Here is a 23,628-nt window from a genome sequence, read left to right on the forward strand (position 1 = left end):
TTTCTAAAATAGCTCTTTATTTATTTTATTTTCATTAGATTTAGGTGCTATATTAAAAGAATGAAAAAAATCCCTACTATCTTTTTAGAATACAAGGATTACAAAAAGACTCCTCAACTACTCGTTAAATTTAAATATAACGACTACTTACTTAATTTGCTAAGAAAAATACCTGCTGCTACTTGGAGTACTTCGTTAAAAACATGGTATTTAAAAGACACCAAAGAAAATTTAAACTTAATTATAAGCACTTTTAAGGGTATTACAACCATTGATTCTAGTAAGCTTACTAAAAAAAATATTTTTAAACGAAATTTAACTGACAGTGAAAAAACACTTCTAAATAATTTCTACTTGTACTTAAAAGGCAAGAGATATAGTAAAAGTACGATACAAACTTATACTTTATTTATTGCTGATTTTATAAACTTTCATACAAAAACACCCTTAGCTGAACTTACAAACAGAGATGTAGAACTTTTTATTGAGACCGTATTTATAGAGCGGAAATATTCTATTAGCTCTCAAAGACAATTTATAAGTGCCTTAAAGATTTTTATTGTTTTTTATCCGCAAACAAAAATCAATGATTTGTCTTTAGAGCGGCCCAAAAAATCTAGAACACTTCCCAATGTATTGTCTCAAGAAGAGGTATTACGTATTATTCAATTAACTAAAAACTTAAAGCATAGAGCCATTATTGTATTACTTTATTCTTCTGGACTGCGTATTGGAGAGGTTACGGGTTTATTGTTAAAAAATATTGATATCTTAAGAAAGCAGATTAAAGTTGAAGGAGGAAAAGGCAGAAAAGACAGATTTGTTGTTTTAGCAACTAGTTATTTACCTCTTTTACAAAATTACTTAACCACTTTTAAACCAGTATTTTATTTTATAGAGGGCCCAACAGGTAAAAAGTACTCTGAGAGTAGTATTAGAAAGTTTCTATTTAAGAGTGTACAAAAAGCTGGTATTTCAAAAAAAGTAACCCCACATACTTTACGACATAGCTATGCTACACATTTATTAGAAAATGGTGTTGGTTTAAGGCATATACAAGAGTTATTAGGACACGCTAAACCAGAAACTACCATGATTTATACACATGTTGCAAAGAAAGATTTACTAGATATTCAGAGCCCGTTAGACACTATTTTATTAAATTTGGATAAAAACGATAAACGAGAACAAAAGTTCCTGTTATCCGGAAATAGAAACCTATAAACAGGAGGTTTATTCTCCATATAACGAGTTGTAAGTAATGCAGAAAATCGAGCAAAACACCAAAATTTCGTTCTGAAAAGCCAACCGCACAGTCAAGCACATTTCATTTTTTTCGTGCCTCAAAAAATAAAAAGAGCTTGCCTTTCCCCATCTCTCACTCATACGAAATGATAATTTTAATACTCATTTAGTGAGTATGTGAAAAATCTTATTTACATTAGTGAGCGGAATTAAAAAAATTCGAAATGAACCGAATAAAAGAGGTTTTAGAACAAAAAGGAATAAAACAAATCTGGTTGGCTGAACAATTGGAAAAGAGCTACAATATGGTACACTCTTACGCCCAAAACAAAAGACAACCGAGTTTAGATGTTTTGTATAAAATTGCGGAAATTCTGAATGTTGACATTAAAGAATTGTTAGTTTCTAATAAACCTGAATAGAAAAAGTAAATGAAATCAACCGAAATAAAAACTAACGTTCAAAACTTAATAGATAACTTCTCAAAAGAGGAATTTATCTATAATTTGTTAATTGCATACGGAATTTCAAAAACTTCTGTAACTCGACTAAAAAAAGGCGATTACAATTTTGCCAAAGCAGATGGAGAAATTTTATACAAAAAGAAAATATTCTTTAAAGTAGAAGCATCTGACAAATTGTTGAGTAGCATTGAGGAAATTGCAAAAGAAGAACAAATTGCAAAGCACAAACCAAGGTTTGCAATTGTTACAGATTACAAACAAATAGTTGCAAAAGACCTTAAACTCGGTAATAATTTAGATATTGAATTAAAAGATTTACCGAATTATTTCGATTTCTTTTTACCATTAGCAGGTAGCGAAGTTTATAACGCTACAAACGATAATGAAGCAGATAGAAATGCTTCATACAAAATGGCTTCGTTATACGATTTGCTGATTGAGGAAAATCCACAGATTTACAACTCAAAAGCAAGTATTCACAATCTTAATATTTTCTTATCTCGTTTATTGTTTTGCTTCTTTGCAGAAGACACAGAAATATTTAAAGAAGATAGTATTTTCACAAATACTTTAGCACAACATACTGACGAAAACGGAAAAGACACACATTCGTTTTTAGATGAATTATTTGAGCGCTTAAATACAGAAAACGCAGAAAAATTTCCTGAATATTTAAGAAAATTTGAATATGTAAACGGAGGTTTATTCAAAGACCCAATAAAATCCCCAACATTTACAGCAAAGGCAAGAAAAACATTAATTGACCTTGGCGAATTACAATGGAAAGACATTAATCCAGATATTTTTGGCTCAATGATTCAAGCTGTGGTAATTCCTGATTATCGTAGTGATTTAGGAATGCATTATACGTCAGTAGAAAACATTCTAAAACTAATAAAACCTTTGTTTTTAGATGAACTTTACGAAGAATTTGAAAAAGCTAAAACAGTAAACCAATTACGAACGCTAATAAAAAGACTATCTAAAATTAAGTTTTTTGACCCAGCTTGTGGAAGCGGAAATTTTTTGATTATTACGTACAAAGAAATTCGTTTGTTGGAAATTAGAATTTTAGAAAAAATTATTGATTTAAGTCCAAATCCAACATTAGAATTTACACAAATACAACTCTCACAATTTTACGGAATTGAAATAGATGATTTTGCTCACGAAATGGCAATTCTCTCACTTTGGTTGGCAGAACACCAAATGAACCGAGTATTTGAAGATACTTTGTTTGACTTTGGTAGGTCTAACCCTATTCTACCATTAAAAGAAGCAGGACAAATAACACACGGAAATGCAACAAGAGAAGATTGGAAAAAGGCCTGCCCAATTTCTAAATCAGATGAAGTTTATATTATTGGAAATCCACCTTATTTAGGATTTAAAGGTTGGGATTCACAACAGAAAAAAGATATGGCTCTCGTGTTTAGTGAGTTCACAACTGTTAATAGATTAGACTTTATTAGTTGTTGGTTTAAAAAAGGTACGGATTACATAAAAGATAATAATGCCAAATTAGCTTTTGTAAGCACAAACTCGATATGTCAGGGAGAACAAGTGAGCTTAATATGGCCTTATATTCTCAATAATGTTGAAATAAATTTTGCTTATACTTCTTTCAGTTGGTCTAATAGTGCTAAAGGAAATGCAGGTGTTTCTGTAATTATCATTTCCTTGGCTAATAAAAATAAACAAGAGAAAATTATTTTTTCTGATAATAGAAAAATAAGCGTTAAAAATATCAATCCTTATTTAACAGGAGGCGATACTATTTATATTAAAAAGAGAAATGAAGCTATTTCGATTTTACCAAAAATGGTTCTTGGAAGTAGTGGTATTGATGGAGGTAATTTGATTTTATCTAAAGAAGAAAAAGACTCATTTATAAGTCAAAATCCTAATTCAAAAGAATTTATAAAAAAATTCTTGGGTGGTAATGATTTTTTAAATGGAGTTGAAAGGTATTGTATATGGATAGATGACGATAAAATAGAGAAAGCATTAAAAAATAACCTCATTAAAGATAGAGTTGATAAGTGCGAAATTTATAGATTGAATGGAGGACGTGATGCACGTAAAGCATCAGATGTTCCACATAGATTTTTTTACAGGAAATACGAGGAAAAAGAATCATTGATACTGCCATTTACAAGTTCTGAAAGAAGAATTTATCTACCAGTAGATTTAGGTAAAAAAGAAACTGTGTTTAGCAATGGTATGCTTGTGATTTATAATTTTCAGCCATATTATTTTGCCATATTGGTTTCAAAAATGCATATGATTTGGGCAAAAGCTGTTGGTGGTAAATTGGAAACAAGATTAAGATATTCAGTAAGTATGGTTTACAATACTTTTCCATTTCCAAACATTTCAGACAAACAAAAAGAAAACTTAAACTTATATGTATTTGCCATTTTAGATGAAAGAGCAAAACACCCAAGTAAAACAATGGCACAATTATACAATCCAGATACTATGCCAAAAGGTTTACTAAAAGCACATCAAGAATTAGATACTGCAATAGAACAATGTTATCGTTTACAGCCTTTTAAAAACGATACAGAGCGTTTAGAATATTTGTTTAAGCAGTATGAAGAAATGTCAAAGAAAGACACGCTTTTTGCAAAGCAAAAGAAAACTAGAAAAAAGAAAGCCAAAAAATAAAATATGCCAAATTTAGTACACGTAAATTACGACCAAACAGGAAACAGCAAAAGTACCAATGCTTTAGGAATGCGAGAAATGCAAGAAAAAGCGTATGCAGGAAGAACTGCACAATATTTATTACTAAAAGCACCACCAGCATCAGGTAAATCAAGAGCATTAATGTTTATAGCTTTAGACAAATTAAAAAACCAAGGTTTAAAAAAAGTAATAGTTGCTGTTCCTGAAAAATCAATTGGTGCATCATTTGGTTCAACAGAATTAAAAAAATATGGCTTTTTTGCAGATTGGAAACCAAATCCAAAATATAACCTTTGTACACCAGGAAAAGAAAAAAGTAAAGTAACGGCATTCTTAAACTTTTTAGATTCTGACGAACAAATTTTGGTTTGTACTCACGCAACTTTGCGTTTTGCTTTTGATGGTTTAGATGTTAAAAAACTAGATAATACTTTAGTTGCTATTGATGAATTTCATCACGTTTCAGCAGAAGGTGATAATATTTTAGGTCAAGTTCTAAAAAGCATAATGGCAAATTCAGATGCTCACATAGTAGCAATGACAGGTTCGTATTTTAGAGGAGATAGTGTTCCTGTTTTAATGCCAGAAGATGAAGCAAAATTCACGAAAGTAACATACACCTATTATCAACAATTAAATGGCTACGAGTTTTTAAAATCTTTAGGCATTGGATATCATTTTTATACAGGTAAATATTTTAAAAAGCATCCTGACAAAGAACAGTCAGCATTGGCGGAAATTTTAGATGAAAACAAAAAAACCATTATTCATATACCAAGTGTAAATTCGGCAGAATCTTCCAAAGAGAAATACGAAGAAGTAAATCATATTATTGATGTTTTAGGAAATTTGGAATTTCAAGATGAAGAAACAGGAGTTTTACACATAAAAAGCAATAAAACAGGTAAAATTTTAAAAGTTGCTGATTTAGTAAATGACAATCCAAAATCGAGAGATAAAATTAGTGCATATTTAAGAGAAATAAAATCGGCAGATGATATTGATATCATTATAGCTTTAGGAATGGCAAAAGAAGGTTTTGATTGGCCTTATTGTCAACACGCTTTAACCATAGGTTACAGAGGTTCGCTAACCGAAATTATTCAAATTATTGGTAGAGCTACAAGAGATAGTAATAATAAAACACACGCTCAATTTACAAACCTAATTGCACAACCAGATGCACAAGATGAAGAAGTAAAATTATCTGTAAATAATATGTTGAAAGCGATTACAGCATCATTATTAATGGAACAAGTTTTAGCACCAAACTTTAAATTCAAACTCAAAAAAGATGAAGATGATGAAGAAGAAGATGATGACAAAACCATTAAAATAAGAGGTTTTAAACTACCAACTTCTAAAAGAGCTGAAGACATTATTGAAACGGATTTAAATGATTTAAAGGCAAAAATATTACAAGACCCACAAATGCTAAAAGCAATACCAGGGAATATTGAGCCAGAGACTATAAACACCGTTTTAATTCCTAAAATAATTAGAGAAGTTTATCCCGATTTAAATGACGAAGATGTAGAAGCTGTTAGGCAACACGTAGTTGTAGATTCTGTAATTAAAAACAGTACAATTGAGGAGCAAGGAGATAAAAAATTTATTAGAATGGCAGGAAGTTTTGTGAATATAGATGATATTCATATTGACTTAATTGATAAAGTAAATCCGTTTCAGAAAGCATTTGAAATCTTATCAAAATCTGTAACAACTCAAGTTTTAAAATTAATTGACGAGCATATTCAGTCTACTAAGTTTGAAATGACAGAAGAAGAAGCCATTTTGTTATGGCCTAAAATAAAAGAATGGGTAAAAAACAATAAAGGAGAACAACCCAATATTCAAGCATTTGACCATAAAGAAAAAAGAATGGCAGAGGCTTTAGTGTTTTTAAGAGAACTGAAACGTAAAAAAGCACTTGAAAATGGCTAAAAAGAAACTAACAATAGACGACATTTTTAATGATGATGATTTTGGTTTGTTAGAATCAAAAGTTAAAACTTCAACTGTAAAAACAGATGAAGATAGACTTATTGATTCCTTTGAAGAAATAAATGCATTTTACGACAAGAATAACAGAGAGCCAAATACGAGCAGTATGTCTGAATATGGACTTTTAGCAAAACTGAAAAACTTTAGACAAAACGAAGCACAGAAGAAAACTTTAAAACCTTTTGATAGACATAATTTGTTAGGTTTTGTAGAAATGGAAAAACAAAGTATTGATGATATTTTAAATGATGATGATGATTTTGGCTTATTAGATTCTGATAAAGATTTAGATATTTTTAAATTCAAGCACACACCAAAACCAGAAGACCGAGCAGAAACTGATTTTGTAGCAAGAAGAAAAGCGATTAAGGAAAAAGAATTCGAGAAATACGAACAAATGTTTCTTCAAGTTCACAAAGAAATTAAAGAAGGAAAAAGGAAAATAAAACCTTTTAAAGATGTGGATAAACATTTAAAGGAAGGTCAATTTTATATTGCTGATGGGATAATGCTTTTTTTAGAAAGAGCTAATTTAAAACGAACACAAGAAAACCTAAAAGACTCAACTTTAAACAGAAAAGATGGTCGTACAAGAATCATTTTTGAAAACGGAACATTGAGCAATATGCTTTATCGTTCATTAAGTAAAACATTGTATAATGGCAATGGAAAAATGATTACTAATACAATTGAAAAAACAGAGCAAGATTTGTTTGTGAATACTGGTCTTGTAAAAGAAGAAGATTTACAAACAGGTTGGATTTACATTTTAAAATCTGAATCTACAAACAAAGAAATCGCAGGAATTAAAGATTTATATAAAATAGGCTTTGCGAGTAATTCTGTAGATGACAGAATAAAAAATGCGAAAAACGAAGCGACCTATTTATTTGCAGATGTAAAGAAAGTTGCGACTTACAAAGTTTATAATCGAAATGCGGACAAATTGGAAAGTCTTTTACATAGATTTTTTGCAAGTGCTTGTTTGGATATTGATTTATTTAACGAGAAAGGACAAAGACTAAATCCGAGAGAATGGTTTGTAGTTCCTTTTGAGGTAATTGAGGAATCAATCGAATTGATTTTGAACGAAAATATTGTGAATTATGAATATGACACGGAATTGAAAAGAATTAAACTGAAAGAATAAGCCAACGCTCAAAGCCATACACATTGCCAAGTCGCTCAAAAGCCAACCGCTCAAAGCCAAAACTTGGCAAAGAGTATGTCTTCTGCCAACGCTAGCAAGTTTGCGGAAAGAAAAAAAGCACTACTTACAACAACGTGTATAAAACATAGCTATTATAGGCTTTCTGAGAGGTTTTTGTATATTTACAAAGTACGCCAAATTTTTTATTTGGTTATATTTATAAAAGAAAATTAAACATAAAAATAAAAAATTCGGCTCGTGCTAAATCCGAAAAGTTAGTGTTTATTTATACGCTACGTTTCATACACAAGACCGTTGGTAGCCATTTGAGCAGCGAACAGAGCAATTTAAAGACCATCCGACTTACGGAAAATTGAAAGAAAAATATGAATTGACTCTCTGATGTGAAGAATGAAAACTAACAGGTCTAAAGTGGATAGTCCACAACCTAAACTATAATGACCATAAACTTATAGAGTTTAGATTTTAACAATTAAATATTAAAAAAATGAAAAAATTATTTTTTGCTTTAGCTTTTATGCTAATTGGAACATTTACTTTTGCAAACAACACAAAGGTGAAAAATGAAGTCCAAAATTCATCTATTATCAATATTAATGGGATTACATTTTCTAAATCATCTAATAAAGATAATGTAGAATTGTTAACCAATGATAATACAAAATCACCATTATGTAGTGTTTCATGTTCTGTAAATGTAGGAGGTGTTGTATTTAGTGCTAGTGCGGGGAACTTTCTAAGCTCATGTGAAAGAGCAGGTAGAAGATGTGCCGAAAAACTTGCGGGAGCAGTAAACCAATTTTTGCAATCAGCCCCCTCTGGAGGTAATAGTATGCCACAGTATACCTAATAATTTTGATTTTTATGACGGAACAATTGGTTTGGAAATTTCTAAGCCAATTGCTCTGTTTTTTAACTTAACATAAACCTTATATCACATGAAAATATATATATCCTTAATTCTTCTATTTACAAACTTTTTTTGTTACTCTCAAACACTAAAAGTTAAATATGAAAAGAAAATTAAAACTAAAGAAACATTATTGTCAAAAACAGAGACTTTTAGAATGATTTACAGTAAAAATAAATCTATTTTTTATGGAATTTCAAATGATTCTACCAAATATGAATATAAGAAATTCATCGAAAATGTAAAAAAAATAGGAGTTGTTAGACTTGTTAAGATGGATGATAACACTTATGATTATTCATATAACGAAATGTTATACAAGGATTATTCTAAAGATACACTTTTTCTTAATGATTTGATTATGAACAAAATGATATGTATAGGTGAAAAAATAAATAAAATAGATTGGACAATAGATAGTGATATAAAAAAAGTGATTTTAGGAAAAAATTGTATTTCTGCTAAAACTAACTTTCGTGGTAGAACATATACTGCTTTTTTTACAACAGAGATCGAAGGCATTAATGCTGGTCCATGGAAATTTGATGGTTTACCCGGTGTTATATTATCAGTTAAAAGCGATGATGGATATGTATCATTTGAAGCACTAAAATTATCTATACAAAATAAGGATTTAAAAATTAGTAATCCGTTTGTAAAAACAAAAAATATAAGTTGGGATAAATATAAAGATCAATACAAGAATACCTTGTTAAATGCATTAAAAAGAATGAAATCGCTTTCAGGTGATGGCGAATCTGGTAGTATAGAAATTACTGACAAGATAGAAGATTTAGGAATTAAAAAACTAAAATTTTAAAGTGAGAACAATCTTATTTCTTCTTTTTATTTTTTTTACAGCTATATCTAAAAGTCAAATAATTAAGGGCACAATACTAGATAATTCTGGGAATAAAATATCTCAAGCTAATGTGTTTTTTAAAAAAGAAAAACAAGCGAAAAATTTTCAAGAATTTACCATTGCTAAAAATGGTTACTTTGAGCATGTTTTAAAGAGAGAATATGATAGTCTTTATATCACTATTCAAACTTTAGGTTATGAGGAAAAAACTCTTTTTCTAAAAAGTTTAAAATCGAAAACTATCAATTTAAAATTTGAATTATTAAAAAGAACGACCCTTTTAGACGAAGTTGTTGTTATATCTAAAAAAAGACCTTTTACAATAAAAAAGGACACTATAAGATATAATGTAAAAGGTTATATGGATGGTAGTGAACGAAAAATAGAAGAAGTTATTAAAAAATTACCAGGTATTCAAGTTAACGAACAAACAGGAGAAATAAAATATAAAGGAAAATCTGTTGAAACAGTCACTTTAGATGGAGATAATCTTTTTGGTTTTAATTATACATTAGGCACAAAAAATATCAATGTAGATATTGTCGAACAAATAGAAGCAATAGATAATTATTCAGAAAACCATCTTTTGAAGGGCATAGAACAAGGCGGTAAGGTTTCTTTAAATCTAAAGTTGAAAAAAGGAAAAACAGATTTGTCAGGTAATTTTGACGTTGGTTTAGGTATACAAAGTGAAAATAAAGGCGTATTAAACATAAATTCTAACATTTTGTTAATAAATAGAATAATAAAATCATTTTCAACTATATCAAGAAATAATATTGGGATTAATCATTCACCATTTGATTACTTCAGTTTTAACTTAAATACTGAACAACTTTTAGAATCAAATTATACTGCAAAAAAAATAATTCCTGAAACACAATTCTCTAATTTGTTAGATGATAAAAGAGTGAATATTAACAATCAGTTCTTTGGAAACTACAATGCTATTTTTAAACTTAAATCAAAATTGAGTATCAAAACTAATCTTTACTATTTAAAAGATAGAATCAGCACTAATCAATTGTTTGAAAATCAATTTGAAATAAATAATCAAAATTTTATAACATCAGACAACACTTCCATAATCAAAAGACCACAACAATATCGTGGTGATGTCGAAGTAAAATACAATACATCTAAAACCTCTCTTTTAGAATACAAATTAAGATTAAGACAAGAAAATATTGAAACACCAACAACGGTTATTCAAAATAGAACAGATACGTTTTCAACATTTCTAAACACAGAAGATTTTTATCTAAAGCAAGATTTACTTTGGACAAAAAAGCTATCTGATAAAAAAGCTTTACAAGTTTCTTTGTTTCATTCATTTAATGATTTACCACAGACTTTTAGCATCACACCGTCGCTATTTGGCAGCAATGCTTTAAATGACACCCAAGAAAGCAATTTTCGGAGAACATTCCTTGAAGGTAAAGCAATTTATCTCGGTTCAGGTAAAAGAGATAGATATATTTTTTCTGTAGGTGCGAATTTAAATTCCTCACCTTTTACTTCAAGATTGTTTAATTCAATGCAAACAATTTCTGAAAACAATTTTTCTTATACTAAAACTAATATTTTTAATAGAGGTATGTATAATTTTAATAGAGGAAATTGGCAAATTTCACCATCATATTCTATTCGTGTTTTAAGTCAAAAATTGAAACAAAATATAGAAAACTTGGAAGAAGCTACAAGCGATTTTATTTTTGAACCTACTTTAAACTTAAAGTATAAATTGAATTCAATTTCCTTTTTATCTTTTAATTTAGGCTATAATCAAAATACCAGCTCAGAACAATATTTTTTCTCAAATAAAGTCTTAATTAATAACAGAACTACTATAAATAATTTACCAAGTTTAGAATTACAAAGCAGTCAAAGATATAGTTTGTTATATTTTAATAATGATTTATATAATCAGTTTCAATTTAATGCAAACGTAAGTTACCTAAAGTCAACAGGAAACATATTCACCAATCAAAACATAACAGAAGATACCACGCAAATAGAATACTTCTTTCTACCACAAGACAATAGCAATTGGAATATGAATATACAAATATCAAAATATATTCCTTTTATTGAATCGACCTTAAAATTAACAAGCAATTATTCAAATTCAAACTTTAGAAATGTGGTAAATAATTCTGATTTAAGACAAAATCAAAATCAATTTTTAAGCAATTCATTTTTTTGGAAAACAGCGTTTGATATTTTTATCAATTTTAAAAATACATTTACTTATCAATATTCCAATTCAAAAAGTGAAAATCAAGCATCATTTACAAATAAATCTTGGCAAAATACTTTTAAAGCTATTTTAAAAACTAATGAAAGATGGTCTTTTATAGTTTCATCTGACTACTACATTCCTAATACTAAACAATCTGAAGAACAGTTTTTCTTTTTGGATGCAACGTTAAGACATAAACCAAAAAGCAAAAAATGGGAAATAAGTTTTATTACTAGAAACCTAACTAATGAAAAGAACTTTGAACAATTTCAAACTTCCGACATATCTACTACAATATTTAGAAGTAATCTATTGCCAATGTATTTTTTAGTAAATTTAACTTGGAACTTTTAATAGAAATAAGAAATCGATTGAATTAAAACGGCTACCAACAATGTATAAAAATAATAGCGGTTTAATTGCTAAGACATAAAAGTAAATGAAATAAATTAAGGTCTGTGTTCAGCAGAAAAGTAAGTACCTAAAAATCCGCTACTATTCTTATACTAGACCGTTGTGCATAATGCGAAAATCGTGCTAAACATTAACATCTGAACTAAAAAGCCAGCCGCACAAACAGCACATTTGGTTTTTTGCCAACACATAAGCCAACGCTGAAAAAACCAAAAGAGCTGTTTTTCGCCAACGCTCAAAAACGTAGTTAAGAAAAAACTTTGCAACACCATTGCATTGATATTTATTTATATTTGTGCCAATGAAATTTGTTACTATCATATTAGCATTAATAATCCTTGTTTTGTCAATCAAACCTTGTTCTGACGGAAATAATGCCGAAGACCAACATCAAGACGAAATAACTGCTGAACACAATCATCAAAATGATAGTGATGATAGTTGTCCAATAACTTGTATTTGTAATTGTTGCGGAATCGCAATTACATATCAACCAATTCTAACTTTTGAATTAGGTATTAACAACCAAATTTCTACAGAAATACAATCTGTTTATCAATCAATCTACAGGTTTAATTATCATTCCAATATCTGGCAACCGCCTCAATTGATTAGCTAATTTATCGACCAAAAGTCAAGAATTTTTAGTTAATTAATTTTTACATTTTCAATGAATAAATACATATTGAGCGCAATGCTCACAATTATAATATGCTTTTCAGTAAAAGCACAAACCTCTGATATCTTAATAAAAGTCCTTTCAGAATCCGAAAACGAACCGTTATTTGGAGCAACAGTATATTTTGAGGAATTAGAAAAAGGAGCAGTAACGGATTTTGACGGAATCGCAACATTTACAGAAGTTCCAAACGGAGAACATAGTATCATAATTTCATATTTGGGTTATGAAACCTTAAAAACTACTATTCAAATTCCAAATAGTTCCGATTTAGTTTTCAAATTAAAAAGTGGTGGAAATGAATTGGACGAAGTTGTATTACAATCTTCAAGAAGCACGAGAACCGTTAAAAAAATTCCAACAAGAATAGAATTTATTGGAGCAGAAGAATTGGGCGAAAAAGCAATTATGAACCCTACCAATATTTCAATGGTACTTCGTGAAAGTACAGGAATACAGATGCAACAAACCTCTTTAAGTAGCGGAAGTACAAATATTAGGATTCAAGGACTCGATGGACGTTACACGCAACTTTTGAGAGATGGATTTCCTCTTTACGGAGGTTTTTCAAGTGGTTTGAGCATATTACAAATTCCACCTTTGGACTTGCAACAATTTGAAATCATTAAAGGAAGTTCTTCAACACTTTATGGTGGTGGAGCAATTGCAGGTTTAATAAATATGGTTTCAAAAACACCTGACGAAGAACCAGCTTTAGATATTATGTTAACGCAAACCCAAGCATTAGGAAGTACAGCAAATGTATTTTACAGCAAGCGAAATGAGAAATTTGGTGTTTCGCTTTATGGTTCTGGTCATTCTCAAAAAGTATACGACCCAGAAAATGATGGTTTTAGTAATTTACCAAAAACAACTTCTATTTCATTCAACCCAAAATTCTTTTATTATCCATCAGAAAAAACAACGTTTTGGATTGGTTTAAATGGAACTTACGATGACAGAATTGGTGGAGATGTAACAAAAATTGAAAGTGGAGAAAATGGAATTCATCAATATACAGAAGAAAATATCTCAAAAAGGCTGAGCAGTCAAGCAGTTTATAAAACGCAAATAGATTCAATAAGTTCTTTGAACATAAAAAATAGTATTTCGTTTTTCGATAGAAACCTTACTATTCCAGATTTTAATTTTGACGGTAAACAAATCAATACGTTTACAGAAGTTACTTATCAAAAAGCAACTTCAAAAGCTGATTGGATTTTTGGAACAAACTTATATACTTCAAAGTTTGATGAGAATGATAGTGCAACTTTACAACGTGACCAAACAGATATAACGTATGGAATGTTTGCAAACAACATTTATGACCTTTCAGATAATTGGATTTTAGAAACTGGATTGAGAGCAGATTACAACACAGACTTTGGATTTTTTCCACTTCCAAGAGTTTCATTATTGTATAAAAATGACAATGGATTTTCAAGCAGAATTGGTGGTGGTTTAGGCTACAAAATACCTGATATTTTCACAGAAGAAGCAGAATTTATAAATTTCGAAAATGTACTTGGTATAGATAAATCAAACTTAAAAGCAGAACGTTCTTATGGTTTAAATCTTGATTTTAATTACCAAACACGCTTGTTTGAAACTATTGGGTTTTCAATCAATCAACTTTTTTACGTTTCAGCAATAAACAACGGTTTGTTATTAAATAGTACAGATAACGGCTTGTTTGCATTTGAAAACGCAACAGACGAAATATTGAGCAAAGGAGCTGAAACAAATATTAAGTTTACATACAAAGACTTTCGATGGTTTTTAAATTATGCGCTAATAGATACTAAATTGAACTATTTAGAAGGTAATCCACAAAAACCACTAACTGCAAAACATAACGCAGGTAGTGTATTGATGTACGAATCTGAAAAATGGCGAATAGGATATGAAACATTTTATACTGGAAAGCAGTTTTTATCAAACGGAACTGAAACAACGGACTTTGTTACAATGGGTTTACTATTAATGCGTAATTTTAAATTTGGTAGTGCATTTGTGAACTTTGAAAATTTCACAGATAGAAGACAAAGTAGGTTCTCACCATTAGTTTTACCACCACACGAAAATCCTATATTTCCAGAAATATATGCACCAACAGATGGATTTATATTTAGTGTAGGTATAATAATTAAACCATTTGGAAACGAAAACCACGATTAATTATGCAAACAATAGAAGAATTATTAGAATCTAAAAATATTCGTGTAACAGCAATGCGTTTGTTAATCTACAAGTTCCTTGCAGAAAAGCAAATTGCTGTTACATTAAGTGATATAGAAAATGCTTTTGAGAAAGCAGATAGAACAACGTTGTACAGAACCGTCAAAACATTTGAAGAAAAAGATATTGTACATCAAATAGACGATGGTACAGGAATTACAAAATATGCATTATGTGAAAAGGGTTGTAATTGCGAAATTGAAACCGATTTGCATTTACATTTTCATTGTAACAACTGTAACGAAACTGTTTGTTTAACAGAACATAAAATTCCTCAAATTAAAGTGCCTGATGGTTTTGTTTCAGAAAATATAAACTTGGTAGTAAAAGGAATTTGTGATAAATGTAGTGGTCAGTAATTGCACTTCCATTGCATTGATATTTAGAGCACTTTTGTATCAAATTAGAAACTATGTTATTATTTACTTATCTGATATTATATTTTTTATTGGTATTTGTATTAAGGTCTATTTTGCTTTGGAGAAAAACAGGTATAAATCCGCTAACGTTTAAAAAGACAGATAATGCTCACGATTATAATGGTAAGGTTTTTACATTTATCACAATCTTTGAGCTTATTGTTGTTGGAACCTATGCTTTTAAAAATGAGTGGTACGAATATTTACTTCCTTTTTGGTATTTAGAAAATCCTATTTTACAAAAAATTGGTTGGGCACTTTTGCTTATATCATTAATTGTAGTTTGGATTTCTCAAAGCCAAATGGCAAATTCTTGGAGAATTGGTATTGATGAAAACAACAAAACCAAATTAGTAACTAATGGAATGTTTTCAATTTCAAGAAACCCGATATTTCTTGGAATTATGATTGCGAATATTGGATTATTTCTTGTAATTCCCAATGCATTTACTTTACTCATAATCTCATTATCTACTTTAAGTGTAAATACACAAATAAGATTAGAGGAAGAGTTTTTAAAACGTGAATTTGGAAATGAATATATACAATATGTGGAAAAAGTGAGAAGATGGATTTAAACTAATAACACAGAATTGCCAACGCTCAAAGCCATACACATTTCCAGTCGCATCAACCACGCTTCACCCAAACTGTAAAAGAGTATGTCTTACCAACGCTCACTTTTGAACAAAATAACAAACATCGGAAAACCAAGCTGAACGTGAAAAGCACTATGCACAACAATGTATATAAAACATAGCTATTACAGGCTTTCCGAGAGGTTTTCGCTTATTTATTGAGTCCGCCAATTTTTTATTTTTGTATATTTAAAAAATTAAAAATAAATAGAAAAAATAAATAATCGGCTCGTGTATAATCCGAAAAGTTAGCGTCTTTTTACACGCTACGTTTCATATACTAGACCGTTGTGCATAATGCCGGAAATCGCGCAAATCATTAAACTTTCATAAGGAAAAGCTAATCGTACAGTAAAATTCAAGAAAAATAAGATTGATTCAATTTAACATAGTACAAATTTAAATAGACTGCATTTCTATGAATCTAGCCAACAAATTTTCAAATGGTGATATACATAGATTTATATCTAATGGAATATGAGTAATAGTAATTTCATAAGTCATATATAAATAAATGAGAATTTGAGACTCAAATCAGAAGTGACATTTTAAAAAAATATTAGGTAATATTTAGGGTATTTCAAATCTCAGTTGTTATATTTACAAGCAGGGGAAAAATTATAAAAAACTCTTTATTTATAATTTAAAGCTAATCTTAATCAATCTAAAAACAATTATTATGAATTATAAAAATCACACTAGTTTATTTAAAAATCCTATTCGTAATAATTTTATTGGAGACTTCTTTTTAGGTCTACCGTTACGTGTCAGAGCGTTTACTATAGTTTTTGCAACCTTATTTTATATGGCAGAAGCACAGACCGTGGAAGCAAGACGAACAGGCTTTGCATGGATAAATACAGAGAACGTCACAGACACGAGTTTTGGATCAGGTTTTACAATGTACAGTGCAGCTTGGCCAATATTTAAAAACTATCCAGGTGCATTTAATTTTCAAACAGGGCTTGGAAGTTCTTGGCTAACGACGCAACGAACAGGTACCGAACCAGTAGATTTCTATACTACAATAGAAGGTGGATTAGGTTGGTGGGGCGATACTAGATTTGCTACAGAAACGCCAAAATTTATAATGGGTGGTGTCTCTCATAATTTCTTTGCTTGGGCAAACGGAACAGGAGCAGGGCAAAGTGACATGTTACCCAACGGACAACGCGATTGGAGCACACCAGGCGGAAAATATGGTGTTGCGCAATTATCAAACCGATTATTGTGGGCTCCAGATGGTTTAAATATGGCGCAAGGATTAAGCGGTGAATTATTAGGTTACGGTTACACTCCTTTACCAATTACCGATCCGATGACTGAAACCGCTGGAGTAAATATAGTAACAGGCAATCAATGTTGGACCTTATTTATGAATGCTACTAATTTTAAAGGGCCAATAAGTTTTTTCTTACCGACATTCTGGACAAAACCCGTATTAGAAAATCCATCTTTAGAAGGCTTGTATTTTGATACCAGACCTTCAGATCCAAACGTTGGTTTGGGTGTTGAGCAAGCCGATTTTCCTGCAATAATTTCTACAGATGCTAGTGGTAATCATTTCGCTAAAATTGAAAGAATACAGTTTCCTGAAAGCGGAAGTAATAATTCTTTTGTTATTAATCAAGTAACGGCATATTCTCAAAATGCTTTATGGAATGATATGAATGCTTGGTTTAGTGGTGGTGCAGCCGTGCAACCAGGAATTAATTCAACAGGTATCTTAAATCTCGATTTTGTTGATAATGGTGGTGCAATGATTGGTGAAATTTCGCAAGTTGCACCAGATGATTTAAATCATGAAATTGATTTAACTTATATAGAAAACGTACAACAGTCTAATGATGTCATGGGCTTTGAGTTTGATCTCAATATCGTTGAAAAAAGTAATGGCATTTTTACGTTACCAGAATATTTTAGGTTAGATACAGACAACAAATGGCGTCCAATTGATGAAGCAGCAGTGCCAACTTCAACCAGTCTATTGACCACCAATGTACCAACCACACCAAGAAGTGAAATTCCCTACCTCACACCAATGGAACCAGATTGTCTATTTCAAGACCCAAGTGGTCCGTGGCAAAGTCCTGGTCCGACGGCAGGTCCTTTTACAGCAGATTTAGGCGATGGCACCACAGTAACCTATTATTGGTATCGGTTTATAGATCAGCCTGCTGTTATTCATGCCAATCTTCCTGAACCTATGCGTGCGGCTATGCAAGCTAGAGTAGAGTTAATTCATTCTAATTGGAGCCATACAGACGACTATTTGGCGCCACCAACTGTCGGAAACTTAGCAACTCTAGACCCTAAAATCATTATTGATACACCTGCTGGTTTAGAGATTGGGTATGTGCCAATTGTAACGCGACAGCAACAAACACCATCTAAAGTGAGGGTTTTTATTTTAGCTGGACAGTCAAATATGCAAGGACAAGGAGCGGTTGTTGATCCAGAAAATGACCCAGGAGATTTAATCGATGTCATCCAAAATGACGTAAATGGTGATTGGTCTGATGTTGGATTAGCTGATAATTGGAATACCTTAAACAATGTCTATTTATATTATGAAGGAGATGAAGGCATCATTAAAGAAAACGTTACGGTTGGTCAAGGCGCAAATTCTAATGCTTTTGGGCCCGAATTAATGTTTGCACACCAACTCGACAAATTTTATGATGATCCTATTGTAATTATTAAAACAGCTTGGGGAGGCACGACTTTGGCAGAAGATTTTCGTCCGCCTTCTGCTGGTGGAACAACAGGAGCATTCTACAATCAAATGATTCAAATTGTGCAAGATGTGACTCAAAATTTAAGTACAGAGTTTCCAGCTATTGGCATAACAGATTTCGAATTATCTGGTTTTGCATGGTTTCAAGGTTGGAATGATGGTGATAACACAGGATTTTTAAATGAATATGAAAGTAATTTAAATCACTTAGTCAATGATGTAAGAAATGATCTTGGAGTTGCTGAACTTCCATTTGTTATTGCAAGTTCTGGGCATGGAGGTTATACGCTTAGTAATGATCCTTGGGTGCAAGGTATTCAAAATGTAATTTCTGTAGCCCAAGAAACCGTTGGCTGTGATGATGACACCTATGGTGGTCATGTTGGTTTTGTAGATACTAAAACATTTTATCGCGATACTTCAGTGTCTCCGTACGATGGTATATTTCATTTTAATAATAATGCGCTCACCTTCTTAAATATTGGAAAATCAATGGGAGATGAGATGGTTAAATCTATTAATGAAATGGCTTTTTGTTATCAAGACTGTGGAGAAAATTTAGTTATTCCAGGAGTGGTGTCTATTGGAAACCGTGTTTGGAATGATCTCAATAGAGATGGCATTAACGATCCTGACGAACCTGGTATTGCAGGTGTGTCGGTTGTACTATGGAGTGATCCTGATGGTGATGGTAATCCGGATGTCTTTAGTGGAGTTGAAGTTACAGATAGCGACGGTTATTATCAGTTTTCAGGTTTAACACCTGGTAATTATCTACTTTTTGTTTGGAGTGTCGATAATTGGGAACTTGGCGAACCTTTGCATGGTTTTGTATCAACAAATGGTTTTGTTGCAAACGCTAATAACGATGTTGATGGTGATAATAATGGTTTTGGAGAGCCCTTTACAGATATTATGTCTGGCATTCTAACGTTAACTACAGATGGTGAACCTTTAAACGACGGAGACCCTTTTGATTGTAATTTTAATTATGATCCTGCTGGTAACAACTCTGTCGATTTCGGTTTCTTTGATCCTGATGTAATATTGGGTATTAATGATGTTAGTAAAACCGAAATTCAAATTTTTCCAAATCCAGTTATAAATCAATTAACTATTAAAGGCAATTTAAATCTATCCCAGATTAAAATATTTGATGTGATAGGAAGAATTCATCGAACAATAAACCCAATCAATGAGACAGAAACGATAAACATTTCGACATTGTCAAAAGGCATATATTTTATAAGTTTAATTGATGAAACGAACAATGCGTTGAAGGTTTATAAAATAATAAAGCAATAGTAAAGTTCATAATAGCTAATTCAGTTTTATTGTTAAATAAATAAACTAATACATTATATTAGAGATATTAAAACTAAGGTTTAATCCGAACTAAATAATAAACATCTGAACACTAAATTCAATGTAAAAAGCACTATGCACAACAACGTGTATAGCCAATTGCTCGGTTCTCGCCTACTTGGAAATTCCTTCGGAATTTCCTCTGGTTCGTTTTCTTTTGCTACCTTAGTTGCTAGCCAACGCAACTGAACCATACACGAACACGTTGGCAATAATTAAAAATGACAAAATCCTTATCAACATTTGAACCTAAAAAAGGTTTTTTCATTTCAACTGAAAGTGTTATTCTAATCTTTTTAACTGGAATACTTTTTCTATTTGGATATTTACAAGAAACTCCAAATTTTGAATTTGGAAACTTAGTAACTTACCTTTCTATTATTTGGGTTTTATACTTAACTGGATTTATGATCAGTACTTTTTTTCTACATGAACATGAAAACGGGAAATTTATTGGTAAAATAAAATTAGATAATAACTCAATTATCATAAATGAAACAAGTTATCTAACTGAAGAAATAAGTAAAATATCAATTCACTCTTTTGACGTAGAAGGCCAGTTTGTAGGGTATGCATTTGAATTTTCTCGAAAATTATCAAATGGTCTTAATAATGAAATAACTTTAAAATTAAGAAACGGAGAAGAAATTAAATGTCATTTTCTTCAAACTAAAAGAGAGCGAATGAAATACTTTAAAGATTGTTTAATCAATTATCATTTAAAAGGAAAAATGAGCTGGTTACACTTATTAAGCATTTTGGAATTGGAAGATTATGATGAAATTCAAAAATTAAAAAAAGAAATAAATTAAAATAACTATAGCCAACACCGTGTATAATTAATTGCTTGGTTCTCGCCTACTTACGAAAATCCTCGCGGATTTTCTATTCGGTTTTTATTTACTAAATTCCGTGCTTAATCACGCAACTAATCATACACAAACACGTTGGCATTCATTAAAACCAAACCCTGAAACCTATGAAAAACATTTTAATTTTAGTATTACTAATAATATTTTCGTCTTGTAAAAATGGAGAAAAAAAAGAAGAAAATATAGTAGAAAAAGTACCTACTTCAGAGGAAAGAGCAAAATATGCTGAACTGAAAACCGAAGCTTGGAATCTTTATGAAAACCAAGAGTATTTAGGATCTGCAAAGAAATATTCGGAAGCATTTACTGCTCTTGGAAATAAAGGAAATACAAACGACAGATATAACGCTGCTTGTTCTTGGGCGTTAGCCAATCAAATTGATTCGTCATTCGTACAATTATTCAGAATAGCGGAAAAAGGTAATTATAGTAACTATGGACATATTACAACAGATGGAGATTTGAATGCTCTACATTCTGATAAAAGATGGAATGAGGTTTTGAATTTAGTTAAAGGCAATAAAGAAAAAGCGGAAGAAAATTTGGACAAACCTTTAGTTGCTATCCTTGATACAATATATCAAGAAGACCAAGGTTTAAGAAGACAAATTAGCGAAGTTGAGGAAAAATATGGTAGAGATTCAGACGAAATGAAAGCTCATTGGGAAACCATAAACGAAAAAGACTCTATCAATCTTATAAAAATACAGAAGATACTTGACGAGAAAGGTTGGCTTGGTCAAGACATAATTGGAGGACAAGGAAATACAACACTATTTTTAGTCATTCAACATTCGCCAATTGAAATACAGCAAAAGTATTTACCAATGATGAGAGAAGCTGTTAAGAAAAATAATGCGCGACCTAGTAGTTTAGCGTTATTAGAGGACAGAGTAGCTTTAAGAACTGGTAAAAGACAAATTTACGGCAGTCAAATTGGTAGAAACCAAGAAACAGGAGAATTTTATGTTTCACCAATAGAAAACCCCGAAAAAGTAGATGAAAGAAGGGCCGAAGTTGGACTTGGTACTTTACAAGAATATATATCTAATTGGAATATAACTTGGGATGTTGAAAAACATAAAGAAATGACAGCGAAATTAGAGGCTGAAAAAGAATAACGAAATGCCAACAACGTATAAAAACAATAGGACAATTGGTGCTTAGCCCAATGTTTCAGGCACTTTTGAAAGGTAGCCAAATTTTTAAATTTGGCTATTTGAAGAAAGAAAGATAAATAGAAAAATTTAAAAATTCGGCTTGTGTTCAACCGAATGGTTTGTGCGTTTTTTCCGCCCTACTGTTCTTATACAAATCCGTTGTAAGTAATTAAAAACGAGGAGTTACTATTCGAAATTAAACTTCATTAAAAAAATGAAAAATGGGAAAAATTAGCACAAAACTTGAAATTAACATAGAAATTGACGTTGTTTATAACAATCTAAAAAACAGATACAATTCTGAAAGGTTTAAAAAAGCTTCAATTGATACAAAAGGATATGTTCCGCCAATTGAATTAATAAAAAATGAAGTAAATTCAAAATTGGTATTTAAAGCCAAAGGAACTGACTCTTTAACAAAAATGAAAATCGGTGAATGGAAATGGTCTTACGACTTTAGAGATTTAGGAGAAAAACGATCTGAAATAATAATCTCTTACGAATGGAGTTCTTTAATGGAATTTTTATCATTCTTTACAATTAAGCACCAAGCAGCAAATGAATTGACCGAAACAGTACTTTCATTAGATTCTTTAGAATACCTAAATGTTTAAAACTAGACTAATGATAGTTAACGAATAAAATCATAAAGGAAATTAAGTGAAATGAGAGTATGATATTGGAATTTTCTTGTGTATTCTAATAATAAAAGTATTTAAAAAACTGAATCTGAAATGAAAATTAAATAAAAACTACTTACAACACCGTATATAATTTATTGCTAGTTCTAGCTTACTTACGAAAGACCTTGCGGACTTTCTTGGTCGGTAATTATTTACTAAATTAGTTGATTGAAACACGCAACAAACCATATACAAACACGTTGCCTGTAATTTGCGAAACCAATCAGAATGAAAGAATTAATTATCCCTTTTGCAACTACAGTTGGTTATATGCTGAAAGTCTTAAAATCTAATGTAAAAATTGACAAATTCAACCCTGAATTTAAAATGATTAGACACGGAAATTATTTTGAGTTTATTAATTCTGTAAAAGGAGAAGTACCTCATACAGTTGTTTATAGTAAAGGCAAAATTACATCCGATAACATCGCAAGAAAAGATGACTTTGACTTTTTGGGATTATTTAACGCAAATCCATCACTCCAAAAATTTTATATCGATTGCCACAAGGAGTACAGAAAAATAACTGACACTGATATTCCGGATTCGATATACGGAATTGCCGCATTATTTGAAATAAGCATCAGAATGCACGCTAACAATAACAATTTGATTGAATCGAGAGAAAATTTAGTTGAAGTGATTAATAAATTATCCAAATTCAAAAACCTAACTGAAAACGAAACAAATAAATTACATCAAGGAAGAAGGTTTATTAATATGATAAAACATTTTAAAAATCAGTACTCAAGTTGGAATGAAGGAATAGATGCTATGACAATCGCATACGAATTAATAAAAGAAAAAAAATTGACTATAATATAAAAACTACAG

General features: G+C 30.7%; 17 protein-coding genes. All 17 read left to right on the plus strand.

All coding sequences use genetic code 11. The features are described from left to right. The first annotated feature begins 60 nt into the window (after positions 1-60). The 17 genes from BLT88_RS09280 (at position 61) to BLT88_RS09360 (ending at position 23,619) form a co-directional block, all read left to right on the plus strand. The gene (locus tag BLT88_RS09280; protein ID WP_091954344.1) at positions 61-1,224 is read left to right on the plus strand and encodes a site-specific integrase; all 1,164 of its coding nucleotides are present in this window, start codon (positions 61-63) and stop codon (positions 1,222-1,224) included. A gap of 245 nt (positions 1,225-1,469) precedes the next feature. After that, the gene (locus BLT88_RS09285; RefSeq protein ID WP_091954346.1) at positions 1,470-1,667 is read left to right on the plus strand and encodes a helix-turn-helix domain-containing protein; all 198 of its coding nucleotides are present in this window, start codon (positions 1,470-1,472) and stop codon (positions 1,665-1,667) included. 9 nt (positions 1,668-1,676) lie between these two features. Continuing rightward, complete coding sequence (locus BLT88_RS09290) at positions 1,677-4,379, plus strand: DNA methyltransferase (RefSeq protein ID WP_091954348.1); 2,703 nt, start codon at positions 1,677-1,679, stop codon at positions 4,377-4,379. Positions 4,380-4,382: 3 nt separating this feature from the next. Beyond that, positions 4,383-6,344, plus strand: coding sequence for a DEAD/DEAH box helicase (locus tag BLT88_RS09295; RefSeq protein WP_091954349.1), 1,962 nt, complete (start codon positions 4,383-4,385; stop codon positions 6,342-6,344). After that, positions 6,337-7,554: a GIY-YIG nuclease family protein gene (locus BLT88_RS09300; protein ID WP_091955750.1), complete on the plus strand. Its 1,218-nt coding sequence runs from the start codon at positions 6,337-6,339 to the stop codon at positions 7,552-7,554. Before BLT88_RS09295 ends, BLT88_RS09300 begins: the two co-directional genes overlap by 8 nt. A gap of 508 nt (positions 7,555-8,062) precedes the next feature. Then, complete coding sequence (locus BLT88_RS09305) at positions 8,063-8,425, plus strand: hypothetical protein (protein ID WP_091954351.1); 363 nt, start codon at positions 8,063-8,065, stop codon at positions 8,423-8,425. Positions 8,426-8,513: 88 nt separating this feature from the next. Next, positions 8,514-9,305, plus strand: a complete 792-nt coding sequence (locus tag BLT88_RS09310; RefSeq protein ID WP_091954352.1) for a GLPGLI family protein — start codon at positions 8,514-8,516, stop codon at positions 9,303-9,305. Between the two features lies 1 nt (position 9,306). Then, positions 9,307-11,943: a carboxypeptidase-like regulatory domain-containing protein gene (locus BLT88_RS09315; protein ID WP_231959968.1), complete on the plus strand. Its 2,637-nt coding sequence runs from the start codon at positions 9,307-9,309 to the stop codon at positions 11,941-11,943. A gap of 361 nt (positions 11,944-12,304) precedes the next feature. Beyond that, positions 12,305-12,622, plus strand: a complete 318-nt coding sequence (locus BLT88_RS09320; RefSeq protein WP_091954354.1) for a DUF6660 family protein — start codon at positions 12,305-12,307, stop codon at positions 12,620-12,622. Positions 12,623-12,673: 51 nt separating this feature from the next. Continuing rightward, positions 12,674-14,860, plus strand: a complete 2,187-nt coding sequence (locus BLT88_RS09325; protein WP_091954355.1) for a TonB-dependent receptor — start codon at positions 12,674-12,676, stop codon at positions 14,858-14,860. Positions 14,861-14,862: 2 nt separating this feature from the next. Then, positions 14,863-15,279, plus strand: a complete 417-nt coding sequence (locus tag BLT88_RS09330) for a Fur family transcriptional regulator (RefSeq protein ID WP_091954357.1) — start codon at positions 14,863-14,865, stop codon at positions 15,277-15,279. Between the two features lie 113 nt (positions 15,280-15,392). Then, positions 15,393-15,917, plus strand: a complete 525-nt coding sequence (locus tag BLT88_RS09335) for an isoprenylcysteine carboxylmethyltransferase family protein (RefSeq protein WP_231959970.1) — start codon at positions 15,393-15,395, stop codon at positions 15,915-15,917. Positions 15,918-16,656: 739 nt separating this feature from the next. Next, complete coding sequence (locus BLT88_RS09340) at positions 16,657-20,019, plus strand: sialate O-acetylesterase (RefSeq protein ID WP_091954360.1); 3,363 nt, start codon at positions 16,657-16,659, stop codon at positions 20,017-20,019. A 281-nt stretch (positions 20,020-20,300) separates the two neighbouring features. After that, entirely contained in the window at positions 20,301-20,891 is a 591-nt protein-coding gene (locus tag BLT88_RS09345) for a hypothetical protein (protein ID WP_091954361.1), read from the plus strand. 167 nt (positions 20,892-21,058) lie between these two features. Further along, positions 21,059-22,072: a DUF6624 domain-containing protein gene (locus BLT88_RS09350; RefSeq protein ID WP_091954363.1), complete on the plus strand. Its 1,014-nt coding sequence runs from the start codon at positions 21,059-21,061 to the stop codon at positions 22,070-22,072. A gap of 260 nt (positions 22,073-22,332) precedes the next feature. Continuing rightward, positions 22,333-22,725 (plus strand): hypothetical protein, encoded by a 393-nt coding sequence (locus tag BLT88_RS09355; RefSeq protein WP_091954364.1) that lies wholly within the window; start codon positions 22,333-22,335, stop codon positions 22,723-22,725. A 297-nt stretch (positions 22,726-23,022) separates the two neighbouring features. Beyond that, positions 23,023-23,619, plus strand: coding sequence for a hypothetical protein (locus BLT88_RS09360; protein ID WP_091954366.1), 597 nt, complete (start codon positions 23,023-23,025; stop codon positions 23,617-23,619). Positions 23,620-23,628 lie beyond the last annotated feature (9 nt).

Source organism: Polaribacter sp. Hel1_33_78 (assembly GCF_900106075.1).
In the GTDB taxonomy this organism is placed as follows: Bacteria; Bacteroidota; Bacteroidia; order Flavobacteriales; family Flavobacteriaceae; genus Polaribacter.

What these genes read in the sequence shown, in the direction of transcription:
- BLT88_RS09360 (WP_091954366.1), top strand. Translation starts at nt 23,023, where the DNA reads ATGAAAGAATTAATTATCCCTTTTGCAACTACAGTTGGTTATATGCTG.
- BLT88_RS09300 (WP_091955750.1), top strand. Translation starts at nt 6,337, where the DNA reads ATGGCTAAAAAGAAACTAACAATAGACGACATTTTTAATGATGATGAT.
- BLT88_RS09310 (WP_091954352.1), top strand. Translation starts at nt 8,514, where the DNA reads ATGAAAATATATATATCCTTAATTCTTCTATTTACAAACTTTTTTTGT.
- BLT88_RS09330 (WP_091954357.1), top strand. Translation starts at nt 14,863, where the DNA reads ATGCAAACAATAGAAGAATTATTAGAATCTAAAAATATTCGTGTAACA.
- BLT88_RS09305 (WP_091954351.1), top strand. Translation starts at nt 8,063, where the DNA reads ATGAAAAAATTATTTTTTGCTTTAGCTTTTATGCTAATTGGAACATTT.
- BLT88_RS09325 (WP_091954355.1), top strand. Translation starts at nt 12,674, where the DNA reads ATGAATAAATACATATTGAGCGCAATGCTCACAATTATAATATGCTTT.
- BLT88_RS09350 (WP_091954363.1), top strand. Translation starts at nt 21,059, where the DNA reads ATGAAAAACATTTTAATTTTAGTATTACTAATAATATTTTCGTCTTGT.
- BLT88_RS09345 (WP_091954361.1), top strand. Translation starts at nt 20,301, where the DNA reads ATGACAAAATCCTTATCAACATTTGAACCTAAAAAAGGTTTTTTCATT.
- BLT88_RS09295 (WP_091954349.1), top strand. Translation starts at nt 4,383, where the DNA reads ATGCCAAATTTAGTACACGTAAATTACGACCAAACAGGAAACAGCAAA.
- BLT88_RS09320 (WP_091954354.1), top strand. Translation starts at nt 12,305, where the DNA reads ATGAAATTTGTTACTATCATATTAGCATTAATAATCCTTGTTTTGTCA.
- BLT88_RS09290 (WP_091954348.1), top strand. Translation starts at nt 1,677, where the DNA reads ATGAAATCAACCGAAATAAAAACTAACGTTCAAAACTTAATAGATAAC.
- BLT88_RS09355 (WP_091954364.1), top strand. Translation starts at nt 22,333, where the DNA reads ATGGGAAAAATTAGCACAAAACTTGAAATTAACATAGAAATTGACGTT.
- BLT88_RS09280 (WP_091954344.1), top strand. Translation starts at nt 61, where the DNA reads ATGAAAAAAATCCCTACTATCTTTTTAGAATACAAGGATTACAAAAAG.
- BLT88_RS09285 (WP_091954346.1), top strand. Translation starts at nt 1,470, where the DNA reads ATGAACCGAATAAAAGAGGTTTTAGAACAAAAAGGAATAAAACAAATC.
- BLT88_RS09340 (WP_091954360.1), top strand. Translation starts at nt 16,657, where the DNA reads ATGAATTATAAAAATCACACTAGTTTATTTAAAAATCCTATTCGTAAT.